The organism is Sporosarcina sp. FSL K6-3508 (genome assembly GCF_038615825.1).
In the GTDB taxonomy this organism is placed as follows: Bacteria; Bacillota; Bacilli; order Bacillales_A; family Planococcaceae; genus Sporosarcina; species Sporosarcina newyorkensis.
Genome location: NZ_CP152016.1, coordinates 1,019,897 through 1,044,665, shown reverse-complemented (window position 1 = coordinate 1,044,665; position 24,769 = coordinate 1,019,897). Strand labels below are relative to the sequence as shown.

Sequence of the window (24,769 nt, the reverse complement as noted above, 5' to 3'; positions counted from 1 at the left end):
TCATTATTATCCTTATTTTTTGCCATCAATTCCAACTCCTCTCAACAACTCAAAATTCGATATCTTAGTTATATGAAAACTATACGAATGACCTTTCTGAAGAAAATCTTTCAAATTATAATCTTTGTTTTCATATCGCAAAGATAACCCGGTATCTACTCTACCTACATACAGAACAAATGAGTCGATCACACGATTTTCGAATGTAAGCGTATAAACACCATCTTCCACCGTCAAAATTTCGCCTTCATCCGCGTAACCCGGCAATCCGATGGCTACGTCTTCATACTGCATAAATTCGAAACGGAGCTTCTCGTTATCGGTAATTTCATATTGTTCCTTCACATTAGATAAGTGAATCGAATGAATATAATTTACTTGAAAATGACGATCAGTATGTAATGGAAGATAATACAATTTCGGTTGTTCGCTCCGCACTTCTTCAAGTACGATCACTTGTTTATAGGGATAAAACAGTAGTATAAGTACCGAACTAATAATTAGAAATATCAGCAGAAGAATGACTTTTCCGAATTTCATCCGCCTTTTCCTTCCTTTTATGAACAATTAAGAATGGGACGGATAAAGCTAAACGCTTCACCGTCCCTCTTCATCATTTCAAACTTCTTATTTTTATTTGTTTACTTCGTCAAAATACTTCTGTGCACCAGGGTGTACAGGGATACCAATCCCATCCAAGCCGTTTTCAGCCTTGATCAATGCACCTTTAGCATGTTGGATTTTTGAAGCGTTTTCATAAATTGCTTTCGTGATTTGGTAGCCAAGCTCTTCAGAAATGTCATTTTGCATAACAAGCATTGCACCTACAGAAACTGCCGGTGTATCTTCTTCAGAACCATATGTTCCAGCTGGAATAATTTCTTTTGCATAGTATGGATATTTCTCAATTAGTTCATCTGCTTTTGCATCTTCTACAGGAACGATGAATACTTCAGCTACCGCGTTCAAGCCTTCTACAGCACCTGTTGGAGTACCTGCAGTAATGAATGCCGCATCAATTTGCCCTGCTTGTAGGCTTTCTTGTGACTCTCCGAAGTCTAGGTTTTGTGGCTTAATATCGTCCATTGTAAGACCGTGAATCTCAAGTAACTGCTCAGCATTCGCATACGTACCTGAACCTGGAGCACCTACTGAAACGCTTTTACCTTTTAAATCTTCAAACGTTGTAATATTATTTTTCTTCAATGTAACCAATTGAACGGTTTCAGGGTATAAGTTACCGACAGCGGATACCTCGTCGATTACTTCTCCGTCAAACATCATTTCACCTTTAGATGCATAATATGCAATATCTGTTTGTACAAATGCGATTTGTGCATCTCCATCTTTTAATGCTGTCATATTGGCAGCAGATGCTTGTGATACTTCTGCAGTCGTTTTGATGCCGGTTTCTTCACCGATGAATTCTGCGAAAGAACCACCTAGCGGATAGTATGTTCCTTGCGTTCCACCAGTTAATAAGCTCAAGAACTTGTAATCTTGACCTTGCTTATCGTCTTCTTTGTTTCCATCCCCTGCATCCTTGTCTCCGTCTGTTGCATTGTCGGTTCCGCAAGCAGCCAGAACAAGAAGAGCAAGCATGGAAACTAGCGCCAATAGGCGAAGTGATTTTTTCTTCATGTGTCTTTCTCCCCTTTTCTAATATAGTCATAGACATTTTCATTCTACCATGAAAGCGCTTTAGTGTGTCAATGATTTTCAAAACAAACCGGCAAGTCGAACACTTAGCAATAATTAAATAGTACTGTACTTAAATGCTCGCTACTTCTAAAAATACCTGTACGCTGTTCTAGCGGTATTAGTACGCTTTAGTTTACAGCTAAGGGGATGCTCTCCGCGAGGCACATTAGCCGCTTTCCTCACTTCGCTCAGCATCGTGTCTCATCATTCGCGTTAAACACTACAGGAAAAGCCACCACAAAGAATGGCTTTCCCAAGCATTATCGAAGCGTAAGCAGTATATACTTTCAGTTGAGGTAGCTCAGCTGCGCCTTTCGGAAACATACTAATATTAGTAGTGCGGGCCAAGACAATGGTTTGTACTATTACTTTTCATATTAGAATGGATCACTAGAATGGATGCTAGTATCTTAGAATTCATATAAGGAAACCTACTCATTTCACCCCCCTATTTGAACCAGGTAAATATGTTGGATCTTCGAAATGGTGTATTAGAAAATAAAATCGATAAAGCACTGTGGAGAATTTTATGAAGGGTCAAAAAGAGAAAAAAGGATAGAAGATTTCCTTTCCTTTTTCCTGCTATACAGCATTTGAGCGGAGGACGTTTGACTCCAGGTAGACCAGCGTGAGCCTAGACTGAGATAAGAAGGTTTCCGTTCTCATTTATTCCTTCCTCAATCTACAAACAAAACGCACAAATACTATGAGTAAAGTATTTGTGCGTTTATTTTGATTTATTCGCTGTTTCCATTCCGTACATCTTCAAACGTCAGGCCCGCTTCTTGTAAGTCGCGTGTTCTATGGGCGATTCGAGATGCAGCACAGGCTGCCACACTAGCGACTAAGTCATCCAAGAATGTATGAATGCCTATGCCCTTTTTTGTATCCAAATCATTGATAATGCCAATTTTGTTTTTATCCAAATGACCGAATGTCGTAACTGCGATGGAACCGTACGTGTAAACTGCTCCTAACGCAATTGTTTCATCCACACCAAATAATCCTTCATCCGACTCGACAATTTGCTGAAGCGGAGCTGAAAGCTGACCTCTTTCCGCAATTTCATCCAATTCCACACCAACTAAGATCGCATGCTGCAATTCCCGCTTACGCAAGACATTTTCTACAGAGTCGATACATTGATCTAGAGACAAGCCCTTGTTATAAGGTACCTGCATCTCATAAACGATTTTCGCGATATCTTCAATTTTTACTCCACGGCGAAGCAATGCATCTTTTGCAGCTGCCGTCACTACATCGGAATGAACAATATTTTTACCTGCTACCATATTATTTCCCCTCTCTCTCCTCATACCAGATAGTTTTTCACTGGCTTTTCCCCATTACTTACCGGTATGATATCTTCTAAGTGTACATTATTTATGGAGGTCCTACAAAATGAACCCAGGCAAGATTGAAGAAATTCGTTTTTACAGCAATGAACTGCAAGAAGAAATGGAACTATTGCTTTATTTACCTTCCCATTACTCTCCTTTATACAAGCATAACGTCGTGCTGGCATCAGACGGAAAAGATTATTTTCAACTAGGCCGAATCGGTCGTGTTGCAGAAGAGTTGATGGAAGAAGAATTGATCGACCCTGTCATCATCGTTGGCATTCCGTACAAAACAGTTCCTGAGCGCAGACGTATGTATCATCCTGAAGGCGACCGCCACCAAGCGTATATTCGTTTTCTAGCTCATGAATTAATCCAGTATATTGATGAAACCTATCCAACATACCAAATGGGCTCAAGTCGTATGTTAATTGGAGATTCTCTAGCTGCTTCCATATCATTACTGACGGCAGCGAAATACCCGAATTGTTTCGGAAAAGTCGTCCTGCATTCTCCTTTTGTCAATGAACATGTCATGGAAGCTGTAAAGTCCATTCAAGATCCAGCTGCCTTGTCCATTTACCAGGTGATCGGTCAACAAGAAACAGCAGTCCCAACAACCGCTGATGGCAGACTAGACTTTTTAACGCCCAACCGTGAGCTGCATGAATTGATTAAAGAAAAAGGTTTCCCATATTTTTATGAAGAGCTAGACGGAGATCATACATGGAAATCATGGCAACCCGATATCCGACGGGCTCTCCTACAAATTAACAACTTATAGGGATAATAAAAGACAAGTCCGACTATTTTCTGATATACTGAAGTGGATGAACTAAAATTCACTCAATTCACGAGGAGGTAATCTTAAATGAAATACGGTATTGTTGCATTCCCTTCAAAGAAACTCCAAGACTTGGCAAATGGCTATCGTAAGAGATATGATCCGCATTACTCGCTGATCACACCGCATATGACTCTTAAAGATCCGTTTGAAGCGAACGATAAGGAAATTGAAGAAGTAGCAAAAGCGTTAAAAGAAATTACGATCAAGAACAGTCCTTTTGAGTTGAATGCCACAAAAGTAAGCACATTCGCTCCAACTACGAATACAATTTACTTCAAGGTTACACCGAACGATGAATTGCTCGAACTACACAAAGATTTGAATTCGAATTTTTATGAAGCAGAATCCAATTATGCGTTTGCACCGCACATCACAATTGCCCAAAACCTGACATCAGGAGAACATGACGATATAATCAGCCAATTGAAAATGGTAGGTGTCGACCATTCTGAACTCATCGACCGCATCCATTTACTGTACCAACTAGAAGATGGTTCGTGGACAGTGTACGAAACATTTCGTCTTGACCGGGAGTCTTGATTTGCTGATGACAGTGAAGATCGTCACAGATGATAAGGGTAGGGAGGATGCATTCTCTGTTCGCAAGAAAGTTTTTGTAGAAGAACAGGGAGTACCTCTACATTTGGAATTGGATGAATATGATCAAGACGCTACACATTTTGTCGTTTATGACAGCGAAGACAATCCAATCGGCGCCGGTCGAATGAGAGGATTAGTCAACGCGCACGGAAAAATCGAAAGAATCTGCGTTTTACCTGAACATCGAGGCAAGCATTTTGGCAATATGATTATGCATACATTAGAGGAACATGCGAGAAAAAGTTCTATGAAAAAACTTCTGTTGAATGCTCAGGCATACGCCGTGCCTTTCTATGAAAAATTAGGATACGTAGTTACTTCACCAGAGTTTATGGATGCAGACATTCCGCATCGAGCGATGGAAAAGAGCTTACTTGATGAATCATAATGCTGTGCCCAATCAAATACCCCTGTCAGCTTTGTTTAGCTGACAGGGGTATTTTTAGAGTTCTCACACATACGTGTTAACCGCTAGACCTTTTCCTACTACTGCCGCTATCTCGGGAGATAATTGCGTTGGGTTCGGAGCTATCGGGCCCCTTTTGACTAAAGGAAGCGGTGCACGCTTCATGTTCCGTTCTTCCATTTGCTCTACTTGTTGCCGATTCTCGTCCTCCAAGATATCTTCCCAATAACTAGATTCCTCATTTTCTAGACGTACTGGGCTTACTCGGCCAATATAAGCAAAATTATGACGTTCGTTATTCATTCGCTCTGCGTATTGTTGAGCCTGAAGTGGTTGGATCGGTAAAATATATCCCATGACGTGCACCTCCTTAGATTCTGTGCTTTCTATCTAGTATACCCATTAGTAGAAACTTTTAAACATCTTTTTTAAATATTTAATTAATTTCCATCAAGCATGTGATTAATATCGTTTAAGTTAAGCCCTTTTCCACTTTGAATGATCGAATTGACCAATTCATCTTCTACGTGTTGTGGGACGTCTTTTCTAGCCAACTGACTCACCTTTTGTACAATCTTTCTAACTTGACGTTCATCTTTAAAATCGGCAAACTGAATCGCGTTGGCTAAGGCAAAAACTTCTTCCATCGGGACGCCTGTCTTGGATTCTATTTTTCGAAAGAATGAATCATTCATCTTCAGATCTCCTCCTTAAAAATAGCTTCTGCCTACAATGATCAGCAAAATAAACAGGACCACAATTAAAACGAAAGAAGAACCGCCATATCTTTCTCCACAGCCTCCGCCGCCATATCCAAATCCACCTTGACCGTAAGACGGATAACATCCAAACATAAAAACCCCTCCTTCCTTCTTCTCTATCGTATGCAGAGAAGAACAAAATGGAGAGGGCGGTTAATATATTTTCACACATTTCCTTTCGAAGTAAAAAGAAGTGCTCCAATCAAACCGAAAACAATGGCTGCACTGATACCAGAACTCGTCACTTCAAACATTCCTGTCACTACGCCGATCAAGCCATGTTTTTCCGCTTCTGCTAAAGCCCCATGTGTCAATGAATTCCCAAATGAAGTGATTGGAATCGTAGCACCAGCGCCTGCAAAATCAATTAATGGCTCGTACCAACCGATCCCATCCAATACCGATCCAGCAACTACAAGTGAACATAAAGTATGCGCCGGGGTCAGTTTTGCAACATCCATCAAAAGTTGTCCAATGACACAGATCAGACCACCAACAATAAACGAAGTAATATAAATGGAGATCATATCATACTCACCTCATTTATCGAAATTTCTATTGCATGTGCGATACAAGGAATGGTATCTCCTTGCTGATAGGACAATGGGGATAGCAATGCACCTGTTGCGATCAGCAGCACACGTTGATATTCACCTTTTTGCAACTTCTGGTATACATCCGAAAAGAACACGGCGGCTGAACAGCCAGCTCCACTGGCACCAGCAAAAAATGAAGGATCCATCCCATAGAACTCTTCTCCTGCATCTCGAAAATTCTTCGTATGGGGTAGCCCTTGTTTATTTGCAAGAGCTTTTAAAAGCTTAAATCCACTGCTCCCCAGATCACCCGTGATAATCGTGTCATAATCATCAACCGTTTTACTGTGACCGTTTAAATGGCTAGATAAAGTGGACATCGCAGCAGGCGCCATAGCAGCTCCCATATTCAGAGGATCCGTCATTCCCATGTCCACTACTTTGCCAATCGTGGCGCAAGATATCGAAGGAGTTCCCGGCTTATTCTGTCCAATTAAAACAGCCCCTGCTGCTGTCACTGTCCATTGTGCAGTAGCTGCTTTTTGAGTACCGTACTCGAGCGGATAACGAAATTGCCGTTCAACTGCGTTATGTTGACTAGACGAGCCGGCGATGAGCCAATTTGCTTGTTTAGCTTCTGCAAGCAGCGCGGCTGTAATCATAGAAGAAACGGATGTTGCACAAGCTGAAAACATTCCTAAATAAGGAATTCCTAAAGCCTGGGCTGTGAAATTAGATGGCGTCATTTGATTCACCAAGTCGCCCGTTAAAAAGAAATCAATTTTTTCGACATCTTTTTTAGCTTTACTGAGAGCAACCATCACAGCATCATACATCAACTGTTTGTGACCATCCTCATTTGTCGGCAAATCACATCGCTCGTCTTCATATAATTTGTCAAAACTCTGGGCAAAAACACTTTTCTTTTTTTCTAGGGGTCCTGCAGTAACTCCGGCTGAATGAATACTTGGCATAGAATTGAAAGTCAGGATTCCATTCTTCACCATGAAACAACACCGAATTTCACAAGAATCGTCTTGATAAGCGCCACAGCAAATGCAGAAAATACGCCAAATAAAATAACAGAGCCTGCAAGTTTGAACATATTCCCCCCGACACCGAGCACATATCCTTCTGATTTATGCTCAATTGCAGATGAAACAACCGCATTACCGAAACCTGTGATAGGAACTGCTGCACCCGCTCCCCCGAACTGAGCAATCTTTTTATACAGACCAAAACCCGTTAGCAACATTGAAAGGAAAATCATCGTGGCAACTGTTGGATTGCTCGCTGTACGTTCCGTAAAATCAAAGAACATTATATAGAAAAGTGCGATAAACTGTCCAATTAGGCAAATGAGACCACCTACCAAGAACGCTTTAATGACATTTTTTAGAATGGGAGGTTTAGGCGATAATTCTTTCTCCAAATGGGCATACTTTTCTTGTTCCATTAGGTTTGCTCCTTTTCAATGGATTTAATTTTATCTATTTTCTTTTGGTATTCATCTTGTTTTTCTTTATCAATCAATTTCTTTGTTTCCAGCAACACTTTACTGTCCGCAGAAACAGTAACCGTCAAATCCGGATAAACTTTTTCTAATTTCTTTTTAATATCCGATGCGATCTTTTTCTTTTGAAAGCGAGAAAATGTATTCACACGAATGCCCGTTATCAAGTCCTTTTCATGAAGAAGCGCTATCGCTAATTTGACATGACTGTTTTGATCCAAAACTTCTTCCAACTTATCTTCATCATAAGCCGTTGTATTTTCAATCTTGGTTCCTTTTTCACTGCAGCCAGTCAATAGAATGAGCAAAGTAAACAGCAAACCGATTCTTTTCAAGAGTATCTCCCTCCTTAGAGAAGAGTATGGAATATTCTTAATCGAATTATACATACCGGTGCAAACGCCCTGACGTCTTTTCTCACACCGCATAAGGTATAGAGAAAGAAAAACAGGAGGTGGACAGTAGTGGGATGTGAAAGAACAGAGTTTGAAAGAGATAATGGTAGTCGCTGTAATAAGTCCAATTGTATTTGTGAGGTAGTGCGTTTTATTAAACGTGTCCAAAGCACGAGTCCAGAGGTGGATTGTGTTGAATGTGATACGGATTGCTTCATGGCTCCGCTCGGCAGTTTAACTCTTCCGGCGCGCGGTCGTGTGAATACTCGTGTATTCAGTTTGTTAACAGACGACGGTGACTACTTCAAAGCCGTATTCCGCGGTGGGAAAAGGAATCACAGACCTCGCCCGCAACCAAGAGCAACTGAAGATGAAGTAAGTGGCAGAAGACCGGGACCAAGTCCAGCACCATCAACAAGCTGCGTCTCCGTATTCTTCCGCGTACAGAAAGTATTTGACTCTTGCTGTGCAACGCTTCAAGTATTACAGCCATTGAAAGATGGTAGGCCTTTCGACATTACAAATAACGGGAAAATCTGCGTAGAAAAAATTTGTCAAGTAAACGGCTTCGGAGCCACTGATACGTGCTTGACTGTTGATTTAAGCTGCTTCTGCGGTATCCAATGCATCGACGATGTGTTTATCGACTTCTGCGACGAAGACTAAAATTCAATTAGAATTAACGCTTGCAATGCGAAAAAAGGGCGAACCCGAAATCACGGGTTCGCCTCTTATTATTTATATAGAAAATGATTGCTGTTTCCACTTTATGTCTCTAATATCGTGAATGGCGATTGAGGTAAGATCTTCGCCCTCCTTCATCCAAAGTACATCATCTTTCAGTTCCTCAAGTATTCCCTTCACTACTCTCTCCTCTGTCACAATTTCAATCGGCTGATACAATTCTTTACGGAAAGGATGAACCAAATAATCCAAGTTCTTCTGAATATACGGATTTACTTCCACTGAAACTTCTTCGTCCGATACGACTAATTGAGGCAATTCAATGACTCGTTCCGCTTCTCGAGTATGCTCCATTTCAAAAACAGAAGTACTCTCTTCTTCAACAGTTGGCGTATACATGAATTTCCGAATCACCGGGCTCTTAATAAACAACAACGGCTCTTCATTACGCATACCTCTCACATCCTTTTTGTTTAGCATATGTAAACAAAAAGCCTAACGTTCCAAGTTCCAGTTCATCTTCAATTTTCTATACGTTTTCAAATGTTCAAATAGAAAAAACAGCATTTACTCCTCACAAGGAGCTGATAAATGCTGTTGCTAGTCCTAGATAAATAATAATACTGATGACGTCATTCAACGTCGTGATAAATGGTCCGGAGGCTACTGCAGGGTCCACCTTGATCTTATGCATGAATAAAGGGATGAACGAACCTGAAATGGTAGCGACAAAAATCGATACAAGGGTAGCTGTACCCACTAAAAGAGCAATGACCAATTCATGTTTCCAGATAAATATCAGCAGAACAACGAATATTGCGCAGACTAATCCGGTGATTAATCCGGTACCCGCTTCTCTCACTAACAATTTGAACTTACTCTCATCCTCAATATCACGTGTCGCAATACCCCGAACGGCAACGGCTAATGATTGGGTACCACTATTTCCCGCAGTTCCCGCAATTAACGGTATAAATACAGCGAGTAAAGCGACCTGAGAAATCGTTTCTGTAAATAAATCAATTAAATTAGCAGTGAGCATACCGAGAACAATCAATGTGATCAACCAGGGTATCCTCTTCTTTGCAGCAGAGAAGGAGTTCTTGTCGAATGTGTCCATTGTAGAAACACCGGCAAGCTTTGAATAATCGTCTGAAGCTTCTTCATCAAGAACATCAATAATATCATCGACTGTGATAATTCCTAAAATGTGTTGTTGAAAGTCGACAACAGGAACGGCTAAAAAATTATAATCCTGGATTGTTCGGGCAACATCTTCCTGGTCATCTGAAACAGACACGCTGACAATGCGATCACTCATGATTTCACGAATCAACGTATCTTCATCCGCAATAATAAGATCACGTAAAGAAACGACACCAGTCAAACGCTGGTGATCATCCACGACGAAGACATAGTAAATTGTTTCGGCACTCGGAGCTTCATTACGCAGTATAGTCATCGCAGAACGGACGGTTGAATTTTCGGGAACCGTAACAAATTCAGTGGTCATGATGGATCCTGCTGTGTACTCTTCATAGTGTAGCAAAGCTTTGATCTGAACAGCAGCGTCTTTATCCATTAATGTCAAATAGCTGACTACTTGCTTTTTATCAAGTTCTTTCAGGACATCTACCGCATTATCCACAAACATGTAAGATATCATCTCTGCAGCATATGTCGCGTCCATCTCCTCAAGGAACTCTTTGTATTCATCTTCATCAATTTCGCTCGTCTCAAAAATTTCAGCAAGTTCTTTTGGTGATAAATAGAAATACATCAATTCTCGGAGTTTCGGATCAACTTTTTCATAAAAAATCGCTCGATCATATGGATGAAGGGTTAAATATTCTTGTCTAAATGAATGGATATCTTCGTTTACGAGCAACTCACGCAAGCTATCTTCATCATAGATGACTTCATTTTTTAATTCCTCTGGTTGATTGTTCATGATTATACACCTTCCCTTCTGCAGTTACGGTTCATATCAAATCCTTCTGTTATTCCCCGGGAAATTATTACATACTCCTTATTTCGACTGTCTTACTTTGCTTTAAGTAGTACTTCATGTCACTTGGCAACGGACTATCAAATATCATTCTTTCCTTCGTAAGCGGGTGAAGAAAACTGATGGATGAACAATGCAACGCCTGACGCGCAAATTGGTGACTCGAAGCACCATACAAATCATCGCCAACTAAAGGATGGCCTAACCATTGCATATGAACACGTATTTGATGAGTTCTTCCCGTATGCAGTTTCAGCTCGACTACAGAAAAAGCCTGAACGTCATTGACATAATTACCCAGGAGAGTTACATCTGTTTTTGCGTATTGTCCCTCTGCACTTACCTTCCGCTCAATTATGCTTCCTTCTTTTCTATCGATTGGTTGTTCGATCCTAATCAAAGAAGTATTGATGTGACCTTCCGCGAATGCCGTATAGCGCCGATGAAAGAGCTGCTCATTCATCTGCTTACTTAATAAGTGATGAATGTGTCGATTTTTCGCCACGCAAATTACTCCTGACGTATCTGTATCCAGCCTCGTCACGATATGAGCTGTCGATAGTATGCCCTCTTCTTCAAACTTCCCACAGACAAAATTCGCAAGTGTTCCGGACGGATGATTACGTGAAGGGATTGTACTCTGACCTGCAGGTTTATCAAGTAATAAAATCGTCTTGTCCTCATATAAAACAGACAATGGACCCAATTCTGACTTCAACCCTTCGCTCATCTGTTCAGGAGGGAACACTACGGTAACTTGATCACCTGGCCGTAAAATATAACGAACATTTTGTGCATGACCGTTCACCAAGATATCCCCGCCTTGATATTTAATGGCGGTCAATGTGGTTTTGGAAATATCTTTCCTCGCTAAAAAATCTCGCAGTATTAGTTGTTCTTCCACTTCATAGTCTAATTGAAACAAATGATTAGCTATCCTGTTCATTGTCTTCACGTTCAAATCTTAAATCACTCGCTATAAAAGATTCATTCACTCGCTTCCAAAATGGGAAAGGTCTAAACCGCGCAAAGCCCATTTTTTCATTGGAAACTTTGTACTCAATAGACTTTACGTCTTTATGAAGCAATTGCAAGTGATCCACTGTCACCATGAAATCAGGCCCTTTTACAGGAGTCAACGTACAGATATGGTGATCGGGCAAAATAAGAGGAGAACCAACTGTTCGGAAGACGCGGTTATTGATCGATGCCATTTCCGTCAGCTGCATCGAAGGTAAAGATGGATGAATGATCGCTCCACCAAGTGACTTACTATAGGCAGTTGAGCCAGATGGCGTTGACATACATAAGCCGTCTCCTCTAAAGCGTTCAAAATGTTCCCCATTTAACTCAACGTCCATAACTAATGTCACTTCAGGTGATTTCACTGTTGATTCATTAAGTGCCAAATAGGATGCACTTTTTTCTGAGTGGCGGTAATTAATCGTCACTTCAATTAATGGATACTCTATGACTTCGTATTCCTGTCTAGCAATCAAAATCACTAATTTTTCTACTTCAGAAGGTTTCCAATCAGCATAAAATCCTAGATGACCTGTATGGATACCGACGAATGACGTCTTGTCGAGTCGATGTATGTATTTATGAAAAGCATGCAGTAATGTGCCATCTCCACCAATTGACAATACAATGTCCGGTTCTTCCTCATCATACTTTAAACCGAAATCTCGTAAATATACTCGCGCTTCTTTCATTAACTTATTCGAAAGTTCGTCGTTTCGAGACTGAATTGTGAATTTCATTACGCCACTTCCTTTCTATTTTGTTTCTTCGTATACCGCTTAGTTTTCCTGTTCTAATACAGATTGGAAGGCTTTCTCAACAGCTACACTGAATGCTTCACCATAATTATCATTGCCTTCGATATTCAATACCAGTGCCTGTAGTTCCTCTGCCGCGTTTTCTAGAGGTATTTTCTGATCTACCCAAATTAGAAAAGGTTCCATTTCATTCAACAGCAAATCTACAAGGCCGTACCAGCTTTCTTGTGGAAAATACGCATACTGATAGCCCGAATCATGATCAAATACATAAACAAATGATTGTCGGTCTGTGTCTGTCAGCATTTTTCCTGTAGGGACACTATCTAAAGGCCACTCTGCTTCCGGATCCAAAATAAAGTGTATTTCATTCCCTTGCTGACTCACTTTTATTATTTTATTTTTGATATCCAATATGATCACTTCCTTAATACAAGTCTTTACGTTCAGTCTACCATATGACACACATAGTTGCATTTTGTTATTGTACATTCGGGTACAAAAGTTGGTATAATGGATATAATCGACCAATGAAAAACTAATAGAAAAATCATAGATAGGGGGAGAAAGTATGAGCCTAGACCTACAAAATCTAAGGTTACTCCTAGAAATCAACGCGCTGCAAACACTCGGAGCAGTTCAGTCCTTCAGCACGAACTCTTCAGGCAGCTCTAACGAATTCCAATCGATGCTGACGCAGTTAATGACAGAAAGTACATTAGGGTCAGTAAGTTCATCGAATACAGTGAATGGCACTGCTGCTGACGGCCTGCTTTACCAAGGCGCCAATCCAGTATACATGCCAGCCCATATTCCAGCATTCCAGTTACAGAACTCCTCTCCAACAATAGCTGCACCATCATCCGGTGCAACCTACCAAGGTCCGTATGGAGACATCATCAAGCAAGCTGCTGACAAATACCAATTGCCGCAAAATCTGATTGCCGCTGTCATCAAGCAAGAGTCCAACTTTAATAATAATGTCACGAGCCACGCAGGAGCAGCCGGCTTAATGCAATTAATGCCCGGAACAGCTAAATTCATCGGTGTCACAGACCGCTTTGACCCGCAACAGAACATCATGGGCGGCGCCAAATACTTGCGAAAAATGCTAGATCAATTCGGAAAAATAGAAACCGCACTGGCCGCATATAATGCAGGACCAGGGAACGTAAAAAAATATGGTGGAATTCCTCCCTTCAAAGAAACACAACAATACGTCAAAAAAGTCATGAATTACTACGGGCAGATGGCGTAGCATAGATATGTTTTAAAGTTTGATGTTTTCTTCACTATTTTCTAAGGAACACGCTAGTTGATTGGAGTGAAAGGCGGGCGACTCCAGCGGGATTAGCGTGACAGGTGAGACCCTGGACTGAGCGAAGCGAAGGAAGCGGCTCACCGCACGCCCCGCGGAAAGCGTCACGCCTGTAGCGCAAATCAACGGTTCTCGGAATCCCTATTTACATCCAACCAGCAATTGCCTGCTATATAACAATAATTAGAAATAAGCTGTTTTATTTGTATACAAAATAATTCGTTGATAGAATAAAGTCACAAATGAACGAAGGGGTGTGAATGTAATGACCCGAAAACCTGTCATCCCTTTTGAGGAGATTGGCGAGAAAAGGTTACATGAACTAATTGAACGCTTCTATGATAAAGTGGCTGTGCACCCGGACCTTATTCCAATATTTCCTGAAGATTTAACCGAAACAATTCGGAAACAAAAACAATTTCAGACACAATATTTAGGAGGCCCTAACCTATATACGGAAGAACACGGCCATCCCATGATGAAGGCACGGCACATGCCGTTCCCAATTACGCCTACTCGCGCGAAAGCGTGGCTTGCATGCATGGAAGAAGCAATGGATGAAGTGGGACTGGAGGGACCGCTTCGGAATGTCTATTATCAACGCCTTGTCTTAACAGCCAACCATATGGTAAATAGGAACGAGGAGGAAGACCAGTGAACTATCTAACTGTTATTGATGATACGTTACACTATTCTACTTCAGCAAAACCAATTGAACTTTATGTATTTTTGGATCCATACTGCAAGGACTGCTGGTCACTCCAACCGCTCCTACGTAAACTTCAAGTAGAATATGATCATTATTTTACGTTGAGAGTTGCGTTGCGTACACCTATAAATAAACTAAATAGGAACTGCTTAACGGAGAGACAAGACCCCCAGCCGACAAAGCGATCAAACCCATGTTTCCCGAGCCTCGCGGTGAAAGCTGCTGAATTTCAAGGGAAACGGGCTGGCTTCCGTTACCTATCTTGCTTATTTGAGTATTCGTTTTTAAAGAAGCGTGATGTCACATCTTTTTCTGTGCTAGTTGAAATTGCCGCACGGATCAATCTAGATGTAGATGAATTCATTGTCGACTTCACGTCGGAAGAAACAATACGCGCCTTGCAAGTCGATATGTTTCTAGGAAATGAAATGGAAGTAGATGAAGCACCGACTTTCGTATTTTTCAATAGCAATATTGAAGATGAAGGTTTGAAAGTGAGCGGTCTCTATGATTATGGGATTTACGAACAAATCTTAGAGGAATTGATTGGCGAACAGATCTTACCCGATATTCCGCCATCCATTAGCTCATTGTTCAATCGTTTTGATTTACTAACCACTAAAGAAGTTGCCGAAATCTATCATATTTCAGAAAAAGAAGCAGAACGCGAATTGAAGAAGCGCCTGCTCAAGCAGCAAATCGAACGAATTCCTTTCCAAGATCGAACGCTTTGGCGTAAAAAACAACCAAATTGCTCTCTAATTAAATAGCACTTATTCATATCCGAGGTGATCAAGAAAATGATCACTTCGGATTTCTTTATACAAAAAAGAAAAGAGCATTCTCTCCTGGGGGGGAGTGAATACTCTTTTTCAAAGGGAATGGGAGAAATGTTCACGTTCAAACAAAAGGGGTGTATGTTTGGTATGTGATTTATTCCACGTACATAACATACCATATCTAACTTATGACTTCAACAAATTATACTCGCTTTCATCCTTATGTCACATACTCCGACAACATACCTAGAGATTTATAGCTATCGCTTATCCTCTCTTCGCCAAAAGCTGCTCGAGTTCATTTAATCGCTCTTCAAAAACACGGCACGCTTCTTCAATCGGTTTTTCAGATGTCATATCGACCCCTGCCTTTTTCAGCACCTCAATCGGATAATCAGAAGATCCAGCTTTCAGGAAGTTGGAAATGTATCGGTCGACTGCCGGCTCCCCTTCTTCGAGAATCTGTTTACTTAGCGCTACTGCTGCACTATACCCTGTCGCATACTGATAGACATAATAATTATAGTAGAAATGTGGAATACGCGCCCATTCCAAACCAATTTCTTCATCGCTGACGATTGCTTCACCATAATATTTTTGATTCAATGCATAGTACTCTTCTGTTAATTTTTCAGCTGTCAATGGCGTTCCTTCTTGATCCAACTTATGGATGAGATGCTCAAATTCAGCAAACATCGTCTGGCGGAATACAGTTGCACGGAATCCATCCAACCAATGGTTCAGCAAATAAATTCGTTTGTCTTCATCTGTAGTTACCTTCAATAAATGATCATTGAGTAATGCTTCATTCACTGTAGATGCTACTTCTGCAACGAAAATTGAATAGCCACTGTAAATAAACGGTTGATTTTGCCGAGAATAATAGCTATGGACACTATGGCCGAATTCATGCGCCAACGTGAATAAGTTATTCACATTATCTTGCCAATTCATTAAGATATACGGATTTGTTCCATATGAACCAGAAGAATAAGCACCTGAACGCTTTCCTTTGTTTTCACGGACATCGACCCAACGATTCTCAAGTCCTTCTTTTACGATCGAGGTATAATCTTCGCCTAGCGGATGAAAACTTTCCAGCATCGTCTCTTTCGCTTCTTCATAAGTGTATTTAATTTCTGTGTCTTCCACCAACGGCGTGTACATATCCCACATATGAAGTGTATCAAGTTGCAGTACTTTCTTACGCAAAGCAACATAGCGATGCAGCGAGTCTAAGTTCTTATTGATCGTAGAAACGAGATTCTCATATACTTGTTCAGGAATATGATTGCTGGACAATGCTGCATTTCTTGCAGAAGTATAATTCCTGATTCTCGCATTTACATTATGTGCCTTGACATTCCCGCTAAGTGTGGATGCAAATGTATTTTTGAACTCTCCATATTTTGCATACATTTCCTTAAATGCAGCTTCTCTCACCTTAGGGTCTTTACTCTCTAAAAAACGAGAATACCGGCCATGTGTTAGTTGGATTTCATTTCCTTCCTTATCCTTAACTAATCCGAAGGTTAGATCAGCATTATTCAACATGCTGAACGTTTCAGCCGGATTTCCAGTTACTTCGGACAACTGAGCGAGTAATGCCTCTTGTTCAGTTGATAGAATATGCGCACGTTCAGCATTCAATTCCTTAAACTCTTGTTTATACAAACGCAAACCTTCATGCGATTCAATCGTTTGGTTTAATTGCTCTTCGTCTATAGAAAGCAGCTCGGGCGTAAAGTAAGACAATGCTGTGGACACCTTTACTACTAATGACTTGATACGGCCATCCATTGTTTGATAAAAACCATTCGTCGTATCCTGATCAGTTTTAAGATGTGCATACGTATACAATCTGCGTAAACGCTCTGCCAATTTATCACGGTACGTCAATGCCTCAAAAAGTTGTCTTGCTCCGTTGCCGAGCGTCCCTTTGTACTGCTCAGCTTCATTGACCATCTCTTCAACTTTTTGATATTCTTTATCCCATGCTTCATCGGAAACAAAAATATCTTCCAGACGCCAAGTTTCTTCTTCAGCTACTTCGTCACGTGTTAAAACTTTTTGATCGTTTGTCAATCAAATTCCTCCTTCAGCCATTTCACCGTAATTCAAATCCACTATATTTTCTCAATTCTTCGCATGCATTGCAAGAAATCGCCCTGCTAGAATTTCCTGCACGAAATTACCTCCAATAAATTTATCCATTCTGTAGATATCTATGCGCTCTTGGCGTAAAAAATCCGTATACACTCTGCATGCTTTTAATTGATCTTCCGTCTCTCCTTCAAATCTTTTAATAAACGTTCGAAAAAATGATGAATTAAGCTGATTAGGCATTTTTCTAGTTTCCCGCATTGCTGCAACAAGCAACAGTTGCCATTCACAGTCAGGCTGTTTGAATGCCTCCTGTCCCGCCGTCGGCACGCCAACCCATGAAGGCAGTTGAATCGGTTGAATTCGCATTTCATAGCACGCACGTAAAAAACGATTATGAATTCCTCGTGGATTGTAACCGATCACAGAACGAAGATACTTTCGCCGGGCTGATTGATAGTGACGAGTCAGCTCCTCTATATCTGTCGGGTTCGGTACTGCGGGCGTAGCAAAAGGAACCGTTTGTTTATCTATGCGCAAAATCAAATGGCGAACGGCATAAGTAGAACCATGCAGATGAATCATATGGCTGAGGTAATGAAATTGTTCGCTAAGCGGATGGTATGTAAGAAGGATGGAGATCCGGTCATTGATTTGCCGAATAAAAAAATGATGGAACTGAGAGATACGAATAGAGAGTGTGGCTGCAGAAGTGGCATGGATCGTTTGAGGGGTTAAGACAATCCAGATCGGCAGCATGTTTAGCATGTGGTAGCCAGCGTTTCTTTGCTGGACAAGCGAAAGTGGAATGACACTACATTGGAACTCGATAGGGACCGCAGTATCCTGCCAAGTAACGAGAAGGTCCGGCCTTTGTCGCACGTCTACTAAAAAAGGTTCTAAGTTGACGTTGAGGGCGTGGCGGGAAAACAATTCGTATAGTTGAGTTTTACCAAGCAGATGAGTTGGGGATTCTCCTTCTGAGAAGCTGTCTCGGCAGTTGGTCTGCTGACAGTGCGCAAAGTGTGGTATCATAACGTCGCCGACTTTCAAAATCAGCTTTTCTTTGCATTGGGGACAATAGAACATTTCGTCTTTACGCCACTTTCTTAAGTGCTCGAGGGAATAGTGTTTAGTCAAGACCACCAGTTCCCCGCCAGCTGTATGAGCTGTCAACAAAGCATTCACACTCCTTTCAACTACATCTTACGAATTAACAGACTATTTTGCAAGTATTATTATATCTAAAAGGGTTTTGTCGTTTTTCTTTTCCAAACCTTTTAAGTACTGGTCGGGTTTCGCTGCACGACTTTGTAAGCGGGTTGTGAATAAAGTGATGCTTGCTCTTTGGCACCGCTTCGGCGCTGGGGGATTGCCTTCCGCCACGAGCCAACTATCAAAGGGCGCTAGCTGTCTCTTGGCTACGGCCGACCCCGCAGTTGCGCCTTCGCTTTTGTAGTAAAATAATAACTATGGTGTTTAAACTGAGATTGCCTTGTATCCGACTTGTCGCCAGAGCCTGTTTTTGCAAAGAATGATTTCCTTTTCTTCCACTTACCAAACGCAGGCGCCTTACAAGCGGTAGGCGAAGCAATGAGACAGACAGGCGATCTTCCTGACTGGCTCATTGCGGGAACCATCCGCAAGCGCCGAAGTGGATTTCCTGACGCAACTCAACATATTGCCTCGTCGCTCGACCTATAGTGACCTATGAACTAAGTGAAGGTTGTGCTCCGGCACCGCTTCGGCGCTGGGAGATTGCCTCCCTCCCGCCAAGAGCCAACTAGCAAAGGGCGCTAGCTGTCTCTCGGCTACGGCCGACCCCGCAGTTGCGCCTACGCTTGTGTTGCTATATTAGTGAATGTGGTATCTAAAAAATAGAATTAATTGGCGTCTACTTAGTAGTCAAAGTTGGCCTAGGCTATGAGATTACCCTAGCTTCTTTACATACTAAACGTAGGCGCCTTACAAGCGGTAGGCGGAGCAATGAGACAAACAGGCGCACTTCCTGATTGGCTCATTGTGAGAGCCATCCGCTAGCACCGAAGTGGGTTCCATGACGCAACTCAACATATTGTCTCGTCGCTTGACCTATCGCAACCCCTGAACTAAGTAAACATTGTGCTCTGGCAACGCTTCGGCGCTGGTGTAGTAAAATAAAAACTATGGTGTTTAAACTGAGATTGCCTTGTATCCGATTTGTCGTAAAAAACTGTTTTTGCAAGGAATGATTTCCTTTTCTTCCGCTTACCAAACGCAGGCGCCTTACAAGCGGTAGGCGGAGCAATGAGACAGACAGGTGCTTTTCCTGACTGGCTCATTGCGGGAGCCATCCGCTAGCGCCGAAGTGGATTTAATGACAATACTCCTTCTGCCACACTAGGCGTTGTACCGTTGCTCGTTTGATAATAAACCACGCTTAAATCGCGAACCAAAATAAAAAAAGCTACCAAATTATTGGTAGCTTTCCAGTGAATTATGAAAAATATTTATCTATTTGAACGAAAGCGTCGGACTCCATAACGGCTGTGCCATATTCCTCAATACGATGAATCGACATCTTAGATAGAATGCCGTATTCTGTGATCATACTGACAATGTCCTTGGCGCGTTTCGTATCTATAAGAGTGTAATCAAACCGCAAGTTGAGATAATAACGACCCTCAAATGCATACAGCTGAGTTTCAAAAGGGTCTTCGAGTGAAGCCATTTGAGATGCCAATGGAATCAGCTCATCAAAATCTCTGAATACAAACAACTTATCATTGACTTGCACTTCTTCTTCACTATCCTCTTCCGTTTCATTGATCGCGTCAAAAATCGGATCGAATAATTCTTCAGGGTCTTCAATGCCAAAAGGAAATTGTGAAGATTCAGCGTTCTTCGGAAGATGTGCTCTTGTCACAATCACTTCAATTCCCTCATTCATAGCATTGACTTGAATCCAAAGCGGTCCTTCTACTTCGAACTCTGTATCATCGCCAAGTTCATCCATCATATCCCAAAAAAGCTCTTCACTTTTATCGCGGTTATACCAAACATCTTCTTTGCTAAAGCCGCGATCTTCTATATCTCCATAAGAAAGATAAAACTTTACCGTATTTTCGTTAATGCGCTCTATTTCCATCCCTTATCTCTCCCTTCTGTCAAACAGGCCTTCCCCTGTTTTATAATTTAAACTCACTTGCAATGCTTACTCTTACTATATGTCGACCAAACCGATTTCGAAAGGGTTTATTTCAATTGCCTAAGCATTGAAGCGAAAATCCTAGAGGAATACAAGGGAATTTCAATTCAAAAAAGCTGATAGGCACAAATGTATCCAGTGTGTCATCCCTATCAGCTTTTGTATTCAGATTAGTTCACCATTCGCCGCGCTTCGAGCAGCTGATAGGCTCTAACTTTTCTCGGTAGGAAACGACGAATCTCATCTTCATTGTACCCTACTTGGAGTCTTTTTTCATCTAGAATGATTGGTCTTCTTAAAAGGCCCGGATGTTCTTGAATTAATTCATATAACCTTTGAAGCGGCAGACTCTCTACGTCAACATTCAACTTTTGAAAAATCTTGGAACGCGTGGAGATAATTTCATCTGTACCGTCTTCTGTCATGCGAAGAATTTGTTTGATTTCTTGAATGTTCAATGGCTCAGAGAAGATATTACGCTCTGTATAAGGAATCTCATGTTCCTCCAACCATGCTTTTGCTTTCCTACAAGATGTACAACTAGGTGATGTATAAAGTGTAACACCCATGTATTGACACGTCCTTTCCCACGGCTTACGCTCATTTAGATTTGATATGTTTAGATTTCAATTTAGAATTATTATAATTTGTCTTCATACTACTCATTATACACATAATCATTCTCAATTAATATAGTTTTTCCAAAAAAATTATACAGAATTTCGACATTCTTTAGTTCCTACAAATCTGTGCAGAATGATGCTGTTTTATGCGGTAATTGAACATCTTCTCTTTTTATACCCAGTAATGAATTGATTTAAACCTACTAAAAAGAAAGAAATGGTATTCTCATTTAGAAAGTCGTTCTATCTTTTTCTCTCTCCTCTATAGTACGTACAGATGTACTGAAAGGTTTCAATTTAATCCTTATTTTTTTCTGAAAGTTGCATTTTCCAATCGAAATCGATATACTTTAGAGCAATAAGTAAATGGCGAAGAAGGAAAAAGTATTTTTGACGCGATTTTCTCAGAGAGCCTGTCTATGGTGGAAGCAGGCAAAATCGTACAAAAAGAATGGGCTCCCGAGCTTGACGGACGAACAACAGTAGTCCGACACGTATCCCGCGTTAAGGGACTAGAGCGGCTTTTAACGAAGCAATTCGGGTGGTACCACGGTTACTTTTCATCAATCGTCCCTTTTTATAGGGATGGCTGGTGTTTTTTTATGCCAATTTATAAAGGAGGAAATACAATGAAAACTATATTCTCAGGTGTTCAACCAACAGGTGTCATCACATTAGGAAATTATATTGGCGCTTTCCGCCAATTTGTAGAGTTGCAAAATGAAGAGGACTGCATCTTTTGCATCGTTGACCAACACGCTATTACCGTGCAGCAAAATCCTGACGACTTAAAACAAGCTATCCGATCCCTTGCCGCCACCTATATCGCGAGCGGCATCGATCCAGAAAAATCTACACTCTTTATTCAATCGGAAGTTCCCGCTCACGCACAAGCAGGATGGATTATGCAATGCGTCTCTTACATCGGCGAACTAGAACGCATGACACAGTTCAAAGACAAATCTGAAGGTGCTGAAGGTGTCTCTGCAGCGCTGTTGACTTACCCTCCATTAATGGCTGCAGATATTTTACTGTACAACACAGATATCGTCCCTGTCGGTGAAGACCAAAAGCAACATTTGGAGCTGACAAGAGATTTGGCGGAACGTTTCAATAGCCGCTACGGCAAAGTATTGACCATTCCTGCCGTTCGTATTCCAAAAAACGGCGCCCGAATAAAATCTTTACAAGATCCTTTAAAGAAAATGAGTAAATCCGATCCAAATAAAAAAGCGACGATCTCCATTTTGGATACGCCGAAAGAAATTGAAAAGAAAATCAAAAGTGCTGTTACAGATTCAGAAGGCGTTGTGAAATTCGATGTTGAAAACAAACCTGGTGTCTCAAATTTATTGATCATCGAATCTTCATTAGGCGGATTGTCCATCCCAGAACTGGAGACAAAATATGAGGGGCTTGGCTATGGCGCCTTTAAAGCTGGCGTAGCTGAAACGGTCAACAATCATTTAGCAGGAATCCAGCAGCGTTATCATGAATTAATTGATTCACCTGAATTGGATTCTATTCTGGACCAAGGCGCTGAAAAAGCAAATGCCATCGCTTCCACCACTCTCAAGAAGATGGAGGCCGCGATGGGCTTGGGACGCAGACGGTAGACACTAACGAAATAATGGCTATGACGAGCATTGTAAAGTCTGTCGACTGCAACATAAACAAAGTAATTTGCTTATAATCGTAACCGAGTGCTGCGTAGTTCAAGTAGAAGAGTAAATTGGCAACACAGATGACGATAATAGAATAGCTGAATAGGAATACTAGAAAACGCGTCAAACGGATCCTCGCCCTTTATCGTTTTCTTTCATCTTATGTATAAGTACATGCCTTTTAGACGAGTACTTTCAACTTGCTTGCACGGAAAGTATTAAGAGTAGATACATGGATCTTGAAGAGAATGAACAGAGCGACCACAAGCCCATTTGCCCTATCCGAGCTTTCCCCTCCAACGTTAATTCACTTTATCATTTCATCGTTTATTAAAAGTCAAAAAAAAAGGAAAGAGCTACTGTGCTCTTTCCTTTTTCATTATATTTTCTTAAATACCAGCGAAGCGTTGTGACCGCCGAAGCCTAGAGAGTTGCTCATTCCATAGGTGATGTTTGCTTTACGTGCTTCATTGACCACGTAATCTAAATCACATTCTGGATCCGGAGTTTCGTAATTCATTGTCGGAGGAATGATGCCCTCCTGCAAAGCCTTTACGGTAAAGATCGCTTCAATACCGCCAGCCGCGCCGAGTAAATGGCCCGTCATGGATTTTGTCGAACTCATTGCCAGCTTATAGGCATGTTCACCAAACACTGTTTTGGCAGCCATCGTTTCGAATAAATCATTATACGGCGTACTCGTCCCATGCGCGTTAATATAATCAATTTGCGTAGGATCAATCTCCGCTTTTTCCAGCGCCTGTACCATTGCACGTGCGCCACCTTCTCCGCCTGGTGCTGGAGCCGTGATATGGTGTGCATCTCCAGTAGAACCATAGCCGACGATTTCCGCATAAATTTTTGCGCCACGTTTGACCGCATGTTCATACTCTTCCAAGATCAGAATTCCTGCTCCCTCTCCCATTACGAATCCATCACGATTCTTATCGAACGGACGAGATGCTTTTTCAGGGTCTTCATTCAAGGAGAGTGCCGTGCTTGCAATGAAACCTGCTACTGCAAGTGACGTAATCGGCGCTTCTGTTCCTCCAGTGATCATGACGTCTGCATCTCCGCGAAGTATAACTTCAAACGCATCTCCGATCGAGTTCGTGCCGGAAGCACAAGCTGTTACCGAACAGGAGTTGATGCCTTTTGCTCCAGTGAAAATTGATACTTGTCCTGCCGCCATATCCGGTATCATCATGGGGACAAAAAATGGACTGACACGTCGATAGCCTTTTTCAAGGAATGTATTGAATTGGGTTTCATGCGATTCCATACCGCCGATCCCCGACCCGATCCACACGCCTGTGCGAAGCGCCAGTTCATCATCCAGCTCAAGATCGGCATCCTTCATTGCCATCATGGCAGAAGCGACGGCATAGTGTGTGAAACGATCCATCTTACGTGCGTCTTTACGTGAAACAAATTGTTCGATATCGAAATCTTTAACTTCCGCCATCACACGGACCGGGAATTTTTCCTGATCCAGTCGCGTCATAATATCAATGCCGGATTTTCCTTCCACAACTGCTTTCCATGAGTCTTCTGCGGTATTTCCTACTGGTGAAACGCCACCGATTCCCGTAATCACTACACGTCGTTTTTCCAATTCTAAACTTCCTTTCTATAATCAATTACGCCTTGGCGTAATTGCGTCCAGATTTTGAATTGTGCATGCACAATTCACTCCTCTCAAAATCTGTGACATCCGCCGGAGGCATGATTTTTGTTCAGCAGGCGTTTGAACAGCCACTGAACAGGAAACAAAATCGTATTCATGTGACCAACTGTAAAGGTGAGAGTTTTCT

The 24,769-nt window shown here is 41.5% G+C and carries 28 protein-coding genes and 1 other annotated feature; of the genes, 8 read left to right on the top strand and 20 right to left on the bottom strand.

Translation table 11 applies throughout. From position 1 onward, the window contains the following. Positions 1-12: 12 nt before the first annotated feature. From MKX97_RS04795 to MKX97_RS04785, 3 genes are all read right to left on the bottom strand, one after another. The gene (locus tag MKX97_RS04795; RefSeq protein ID WP_342537103.1) at positions 13-540 is read right to left on the bottom strand and encodes a DUF1850 domain-containing protein; all 528 of its coding nucleotides are present in this window, start codon (positions 538-540) and stop codon (positions 13-15) included. A gap of 93 nt (positions 541-633) precedes the next feature. Further along, positions 634-1,641, bottom strand: a complete 1,008-nt coding sequence (locus tag MKX97_RS04790) for a TAXI family TRAP transporter solute-binding subunit (RefSeq protein WP_009765696.1) — start codon at positions 1,639-1,641, stop codon at positions 634-636. Between the two features lie 797 nt (positions 1,642-2,438). Next, entirely contained in the window at positions 2,439-2,993 is a 555-nt protein-coding gene (locus MKX97_RS04785; RefSeq protein WP_040758313.1) for a phosphatidylglycerophosphatase A, read from the bottom strand. A 109-nt stretch (positions 2,994-3,102) separates the two neighbouring features. Here MKX97_RS04785 and MKX97_RS04780 point away from each other — a divergent pair, with 109 nt between their 5' ends. From MKX97_RS04780 to MKX97_RS04770, 3 genes are all read left to right on the top strand, one after another. Beyond that, entirely contained in the window at positions 3,103-3,825 is a 723-nt protein-coding gene (locus tag MKX97_RS04780; RefSeq protein WP_009765698.1) for an alpha/beta hydrolase-fold protein, read from the top strand. Positions 3,826-3,912: 87 nt separating this feature from the next. Beyond that, positions 3,913-4,428, top strand: coding sequence for a YjcG family protein (locus MKX97_RS04775; RefSeq protein ID WP_009765699.1), 516 nt, complete (start codon positions 3,913-3,915; stop codon positions 4,426-4,428). A gap of 7 nt (positions 4,429-4,435) precedes the next feature. Beyond that, positions 4,436-4,876, top strand: coding sequence for a GNAT family N-acetyltransferase (locus MKX97_RS04770; RefSeq protein ID WP_009765700.1), 441 nt, complete (start codon positions 4,436-4,438; stop codon positions 4,874-4,876). Positions 4,877-4,939: 63 nt separating this feature from the next. Here MKX97_RS04770 and MKX97_RS04765 read toward each other — a convergent pair whose 3' ends face one another. The 7 genes from MKX97_RS04765 to MKX97_RS04735 form a co-directional block, all read right to left on the bottom strand. Then, positions 4,940-5,251 carry a hypothetical protein gene (locus tag MKX97_RS04765; protein WP_009765701.1) on the bottom strand — a complete coding sequence of 104 codons (312 nt, stop codon included), beginning with the start codon at positions 5,249-5,251 and terminating at the stop codon, positions 4,940-4,942. Positions 5,252-5,334: 83 nt separating this feature from the next. Beyond that, on the bottom strand, positions 5,335-5,589 hold the full coding sequence (locus tag MKX97_RS04760; protein WP_009765702.1) for a stage VI sporulation protein F: 255 nt from the start codon (positions 5,587-5,589) through the stop codon (positions 5,335-5,337). Between the two features lie 15 nt (positions 5,590-5,604). Beyond that, positions 5,605-5,748: a YjcZ family sporulation protein gene (locus tag MKX97_RS04755; RefSeq protein ID WP_078817345.1), complete on the bottom strand. Its 144-nt coding sequence runs from the start codon at positions 5,746-5,748 to the stop codon at positions 5,605-5,607. Positions 5,749-5,819: 71 nt separating this feature from the next. Then, positions 5,820-6,182, bottom strand: coding sequence for a stage V sporulation protein AE (spoVAE, locus tag MKX97_RS04750; RefSeq protein WP_009765704.1), 363 nt, complete (start codon positions 6,180-6,182; stop codon positions 5,820-5,822). Beyond that, the gene (locus MKX97_RS04745; protein ID WP_342537100.1) at positions 6,179-7,198 is read right to left on the bottom strand and encodes a stage V sporulation protein AD; all 1,020 of its coding nucleotides are present in this window, start codon (positions 7,196-7,198) and stop codon (positions 6,179-6,181) included. The genes spoVAE and MKX97_RS04745 overlap by 4 nt, the downstream gene beginning before the upstream one ends. Next, positions 7,192-7,647, bottom strand: coding sequence for a stage V sporulation protein AC (spoVAC, locus tag MKX97_RS04740; RefSeq protein ID WP_342537099.1), 456 nt, complete (start codon positions 7,645-7,647; stop codon positions 7,192-7,194). Before spoVAC ends, MKX97_RS04745 begins: the two co-directional genes overlap by 7 nt. Continuing rightward, positions 7,647-8,039: a hypothetical protein gene (locus MKX97_RS04735; RefSeq protein ID WP_342537098.1), complete on the bottom strand. Its 393-nt coding sequence runs from the start codon at positions 8,037-8,039 to the stop codon at positions 7,647-7,649. Before MKX97_RS04735 ends, spoVAC begins: the two co-directional genes overlap by 1 nt. A gap of 129 nt (positions 8,040-8,168) precedes the next feature. On the opposite strand from MKX97_RS04735, the gene MKX97_RS04730 reads away from it, so the two are divergent. Further along, positions 8,169-8,765 carry a CotY/CotZ family spore coat protein gene (locus MKX97_RS04730; protein ID WP_342537097.1) on the top strand — a complete coding sequence of 199 codons (597 nt, stop codon included), beginning with the start codon at positions 8,169-8,171 and terminating at the stop codon, positions 8,763-8,765. 72 nt (positions 8,766-8,837) lie between these two features. Here MKX97_RS04730 and MKX97_RS04725 read toward each other — a convergent pair whose 3' ends face one another. From MKX97_RS04725 to MKX97_RS04705, 5 genes are all read right to left on the bottom strand, one after another. Next, a complete protein-coding gene (locus tag MKX97_RS04725; protein WP_342537095.1) occupies positions 8,838-9,236 on the bottom strand; it encodes a hypothetical protein in 399 nt (132 codons plus the stop codon). A gap of 121 nt (positions 9,237-9,357) precedes the next feature. Further along, positions 9,358-10,734 (bottom strand): magnesium transporter, encoded by a 1,377-nt coding sequence (gene mgtE / locus MKX97_RS04720; RefSeq protein WP_009765710.1) that lies wholly within the window; start codon positions 10,732-10,734, stop codon positions 9,358-9,360. Between the two features lie 67 nt (positions 10,735-10,801). Next, positions 10,802-11,737: an RluA family pseudouridine synthase gene (locus MKX97_RS04715; RefSeq protein WP_342537480.1), complete on the bottom strand. Its 936-nt coding sequence runs from the start codon at positions 11,735-11,737 to the stop codon at positions 10,802-10,804. After that, positions 11,721-12,554, bottom strand: coding sequence for an NAD kinase (locus MKX97_RS04710; protein ID WP_009765712.1), 834 nt, complete (start codon positions 12,552-12,554; stop codon positions 11,721-11,723). Before MKX97_RS04710 ends, MKX97_RS04715 begins: the two co-directional genes overlap by 17 nt. Positions 12,555-12,593: 39 nt before the next feature. After that, positions 12,594-12,986 (bottom strand): hypothetical protein, encoded by a 393-nt coding sequence (locus tag MKX97_RS04705; RefSeq protein ID WP_342537093.1) that lies wholly within the window; start codon positions 12,984-12,986, stop codon positions 12,594-12,596. Positions 12,987-13,143: 157 nt separating this feature from the next. Here MKX97_RS04705 and MKX97_RS04700 point away from each other — a divergent pair, with 157 nt between their 5' ends. From MKX97_RS04700 to MKX97_RS04690, 3 genes are all read left to right on the top strand, one after another. Beyond that, entirely contained in the window at positions 13,144-13,830 is a 687-nt protein-coding gene (locus tag MKX97_RS04700; protein ID WP_009765714.1) for a lytic transglycosylase domain-containing protein, read from the top strand. Positions 13,831-14,155: 325 nt separating this feature from the next. After that, positions 14,156-14,548 carry a hypothetical protein gene (locus MKX97_RS04695; protein WP_009765715.1) on the top strand — a complete coding sequence of 131 codons (393 nt, stop codon included), beginning with the start codon at positions 14,156-14,158 and terminating at the stop codon, positions 14,546-14,548. Further along, a complete protein-coding gene (locus tag MKX97_RS04690; RefSeq protein ID WP_342537090.1) occupies positions 14,545-15,369 on the top strand; it encodes a DsbA family protein in 825 nt (274 codons plus the stop codon). Before MKX97_RS04695 ends, MKX97_RS04690 begins: the two co-directional genes overlap by 4 nt. A 276-nt stretch (positions 15,370-15,645) precedes the next feature. Here MKX97_RS04690 and pepF read toward each other — a convergent pair whose 3' ends face one another. From pepF to spxA, 4 genes are all read right to left on the bottom strand, one after another. Then, positions 15,646-17,463 (bottom strand): oligoendopeptidase F, encoded by a 1,818-nt coding sequence (gene pepF, locus MKX97_RS04685; RefSeq protein WP_342537089.1) that lies wholly within the window; start codon positions 17,461-17,463, stop codon positions 15,646-15,648. 51 nt (positions 17,464-17,514) lie between these two features. Next, on the bottom strand, positions 17,515-18,660 hold the full coding sequence (locus MKX97_RS04680; RefSeq protein WP_342537088.1) for a competence protein CoiA family protein: 1,146 nt from the start codon (positions 18,658-18,660) through the stop codon (positions 17,515-17,517). Between the two features lie 1,297 nt (positions 18,661-19,957). After that, the gene (gene mecA / locus MKX97_RS04675) at positions 19,958-20,608 is read right to left on the bottom strand and encodes an adaptor protein MecA (protein WP_340758469.1); all 651 of its coding nucleotides are present in this window, start codon (positions 20,606-20,608) and stop codon (positions 19,958-19,960) included. 230 nt (positions 20,609-20,838) lie between these two features. After that, a complete protein-coding gene (gene spxA / locus MKX97_RS04670) occupies positions 20,839-21,237 on the bottom strand; it encodes a transcriptional regulator SpxA (RefSeq protein ID WP_009765721.1) in 399 nt (132 codons plus the stop codon). Between the two features lie 417 nt (positions 21,238-21,654). Next, positions 21,655-21,869, top strand: a binding site (T-box leader). A gap of 51 nt (positions 21,870-21,920) precedes the next feature. Between spxA and trpS the strand changes: the two genes are divergently transcribed. Continuing rightward, positions 21,921-22,907: a tryptophan--tRNA ligase gene (gene trpS / locus MKX97_RS04665; RefSeq protein ID WP_040758864.1), complete on the top strand. Its 987-nt coding sequence runs from the start codon at positions 21,921-21,923 to the stop codon at positions 22,905-22,907. 427 nt (positions 22,908-23,334) lie between these two features. Here trpS and fabF read toward each other — a convergent pair whose 3' ends face one another. Then, a complete protein-coding gene (gene fabF, locus MKX97_RS04660; RefSeq protein WP_342537085.1) occupies positions 23,335-24,570 on the bottom strand; it encodes a beta-ketoacyl-ACP synthase II in 1,236 nt (411 codons plus the stop codon). Positions 24,571-24,769: the final 199 nt, after the last annotated feature.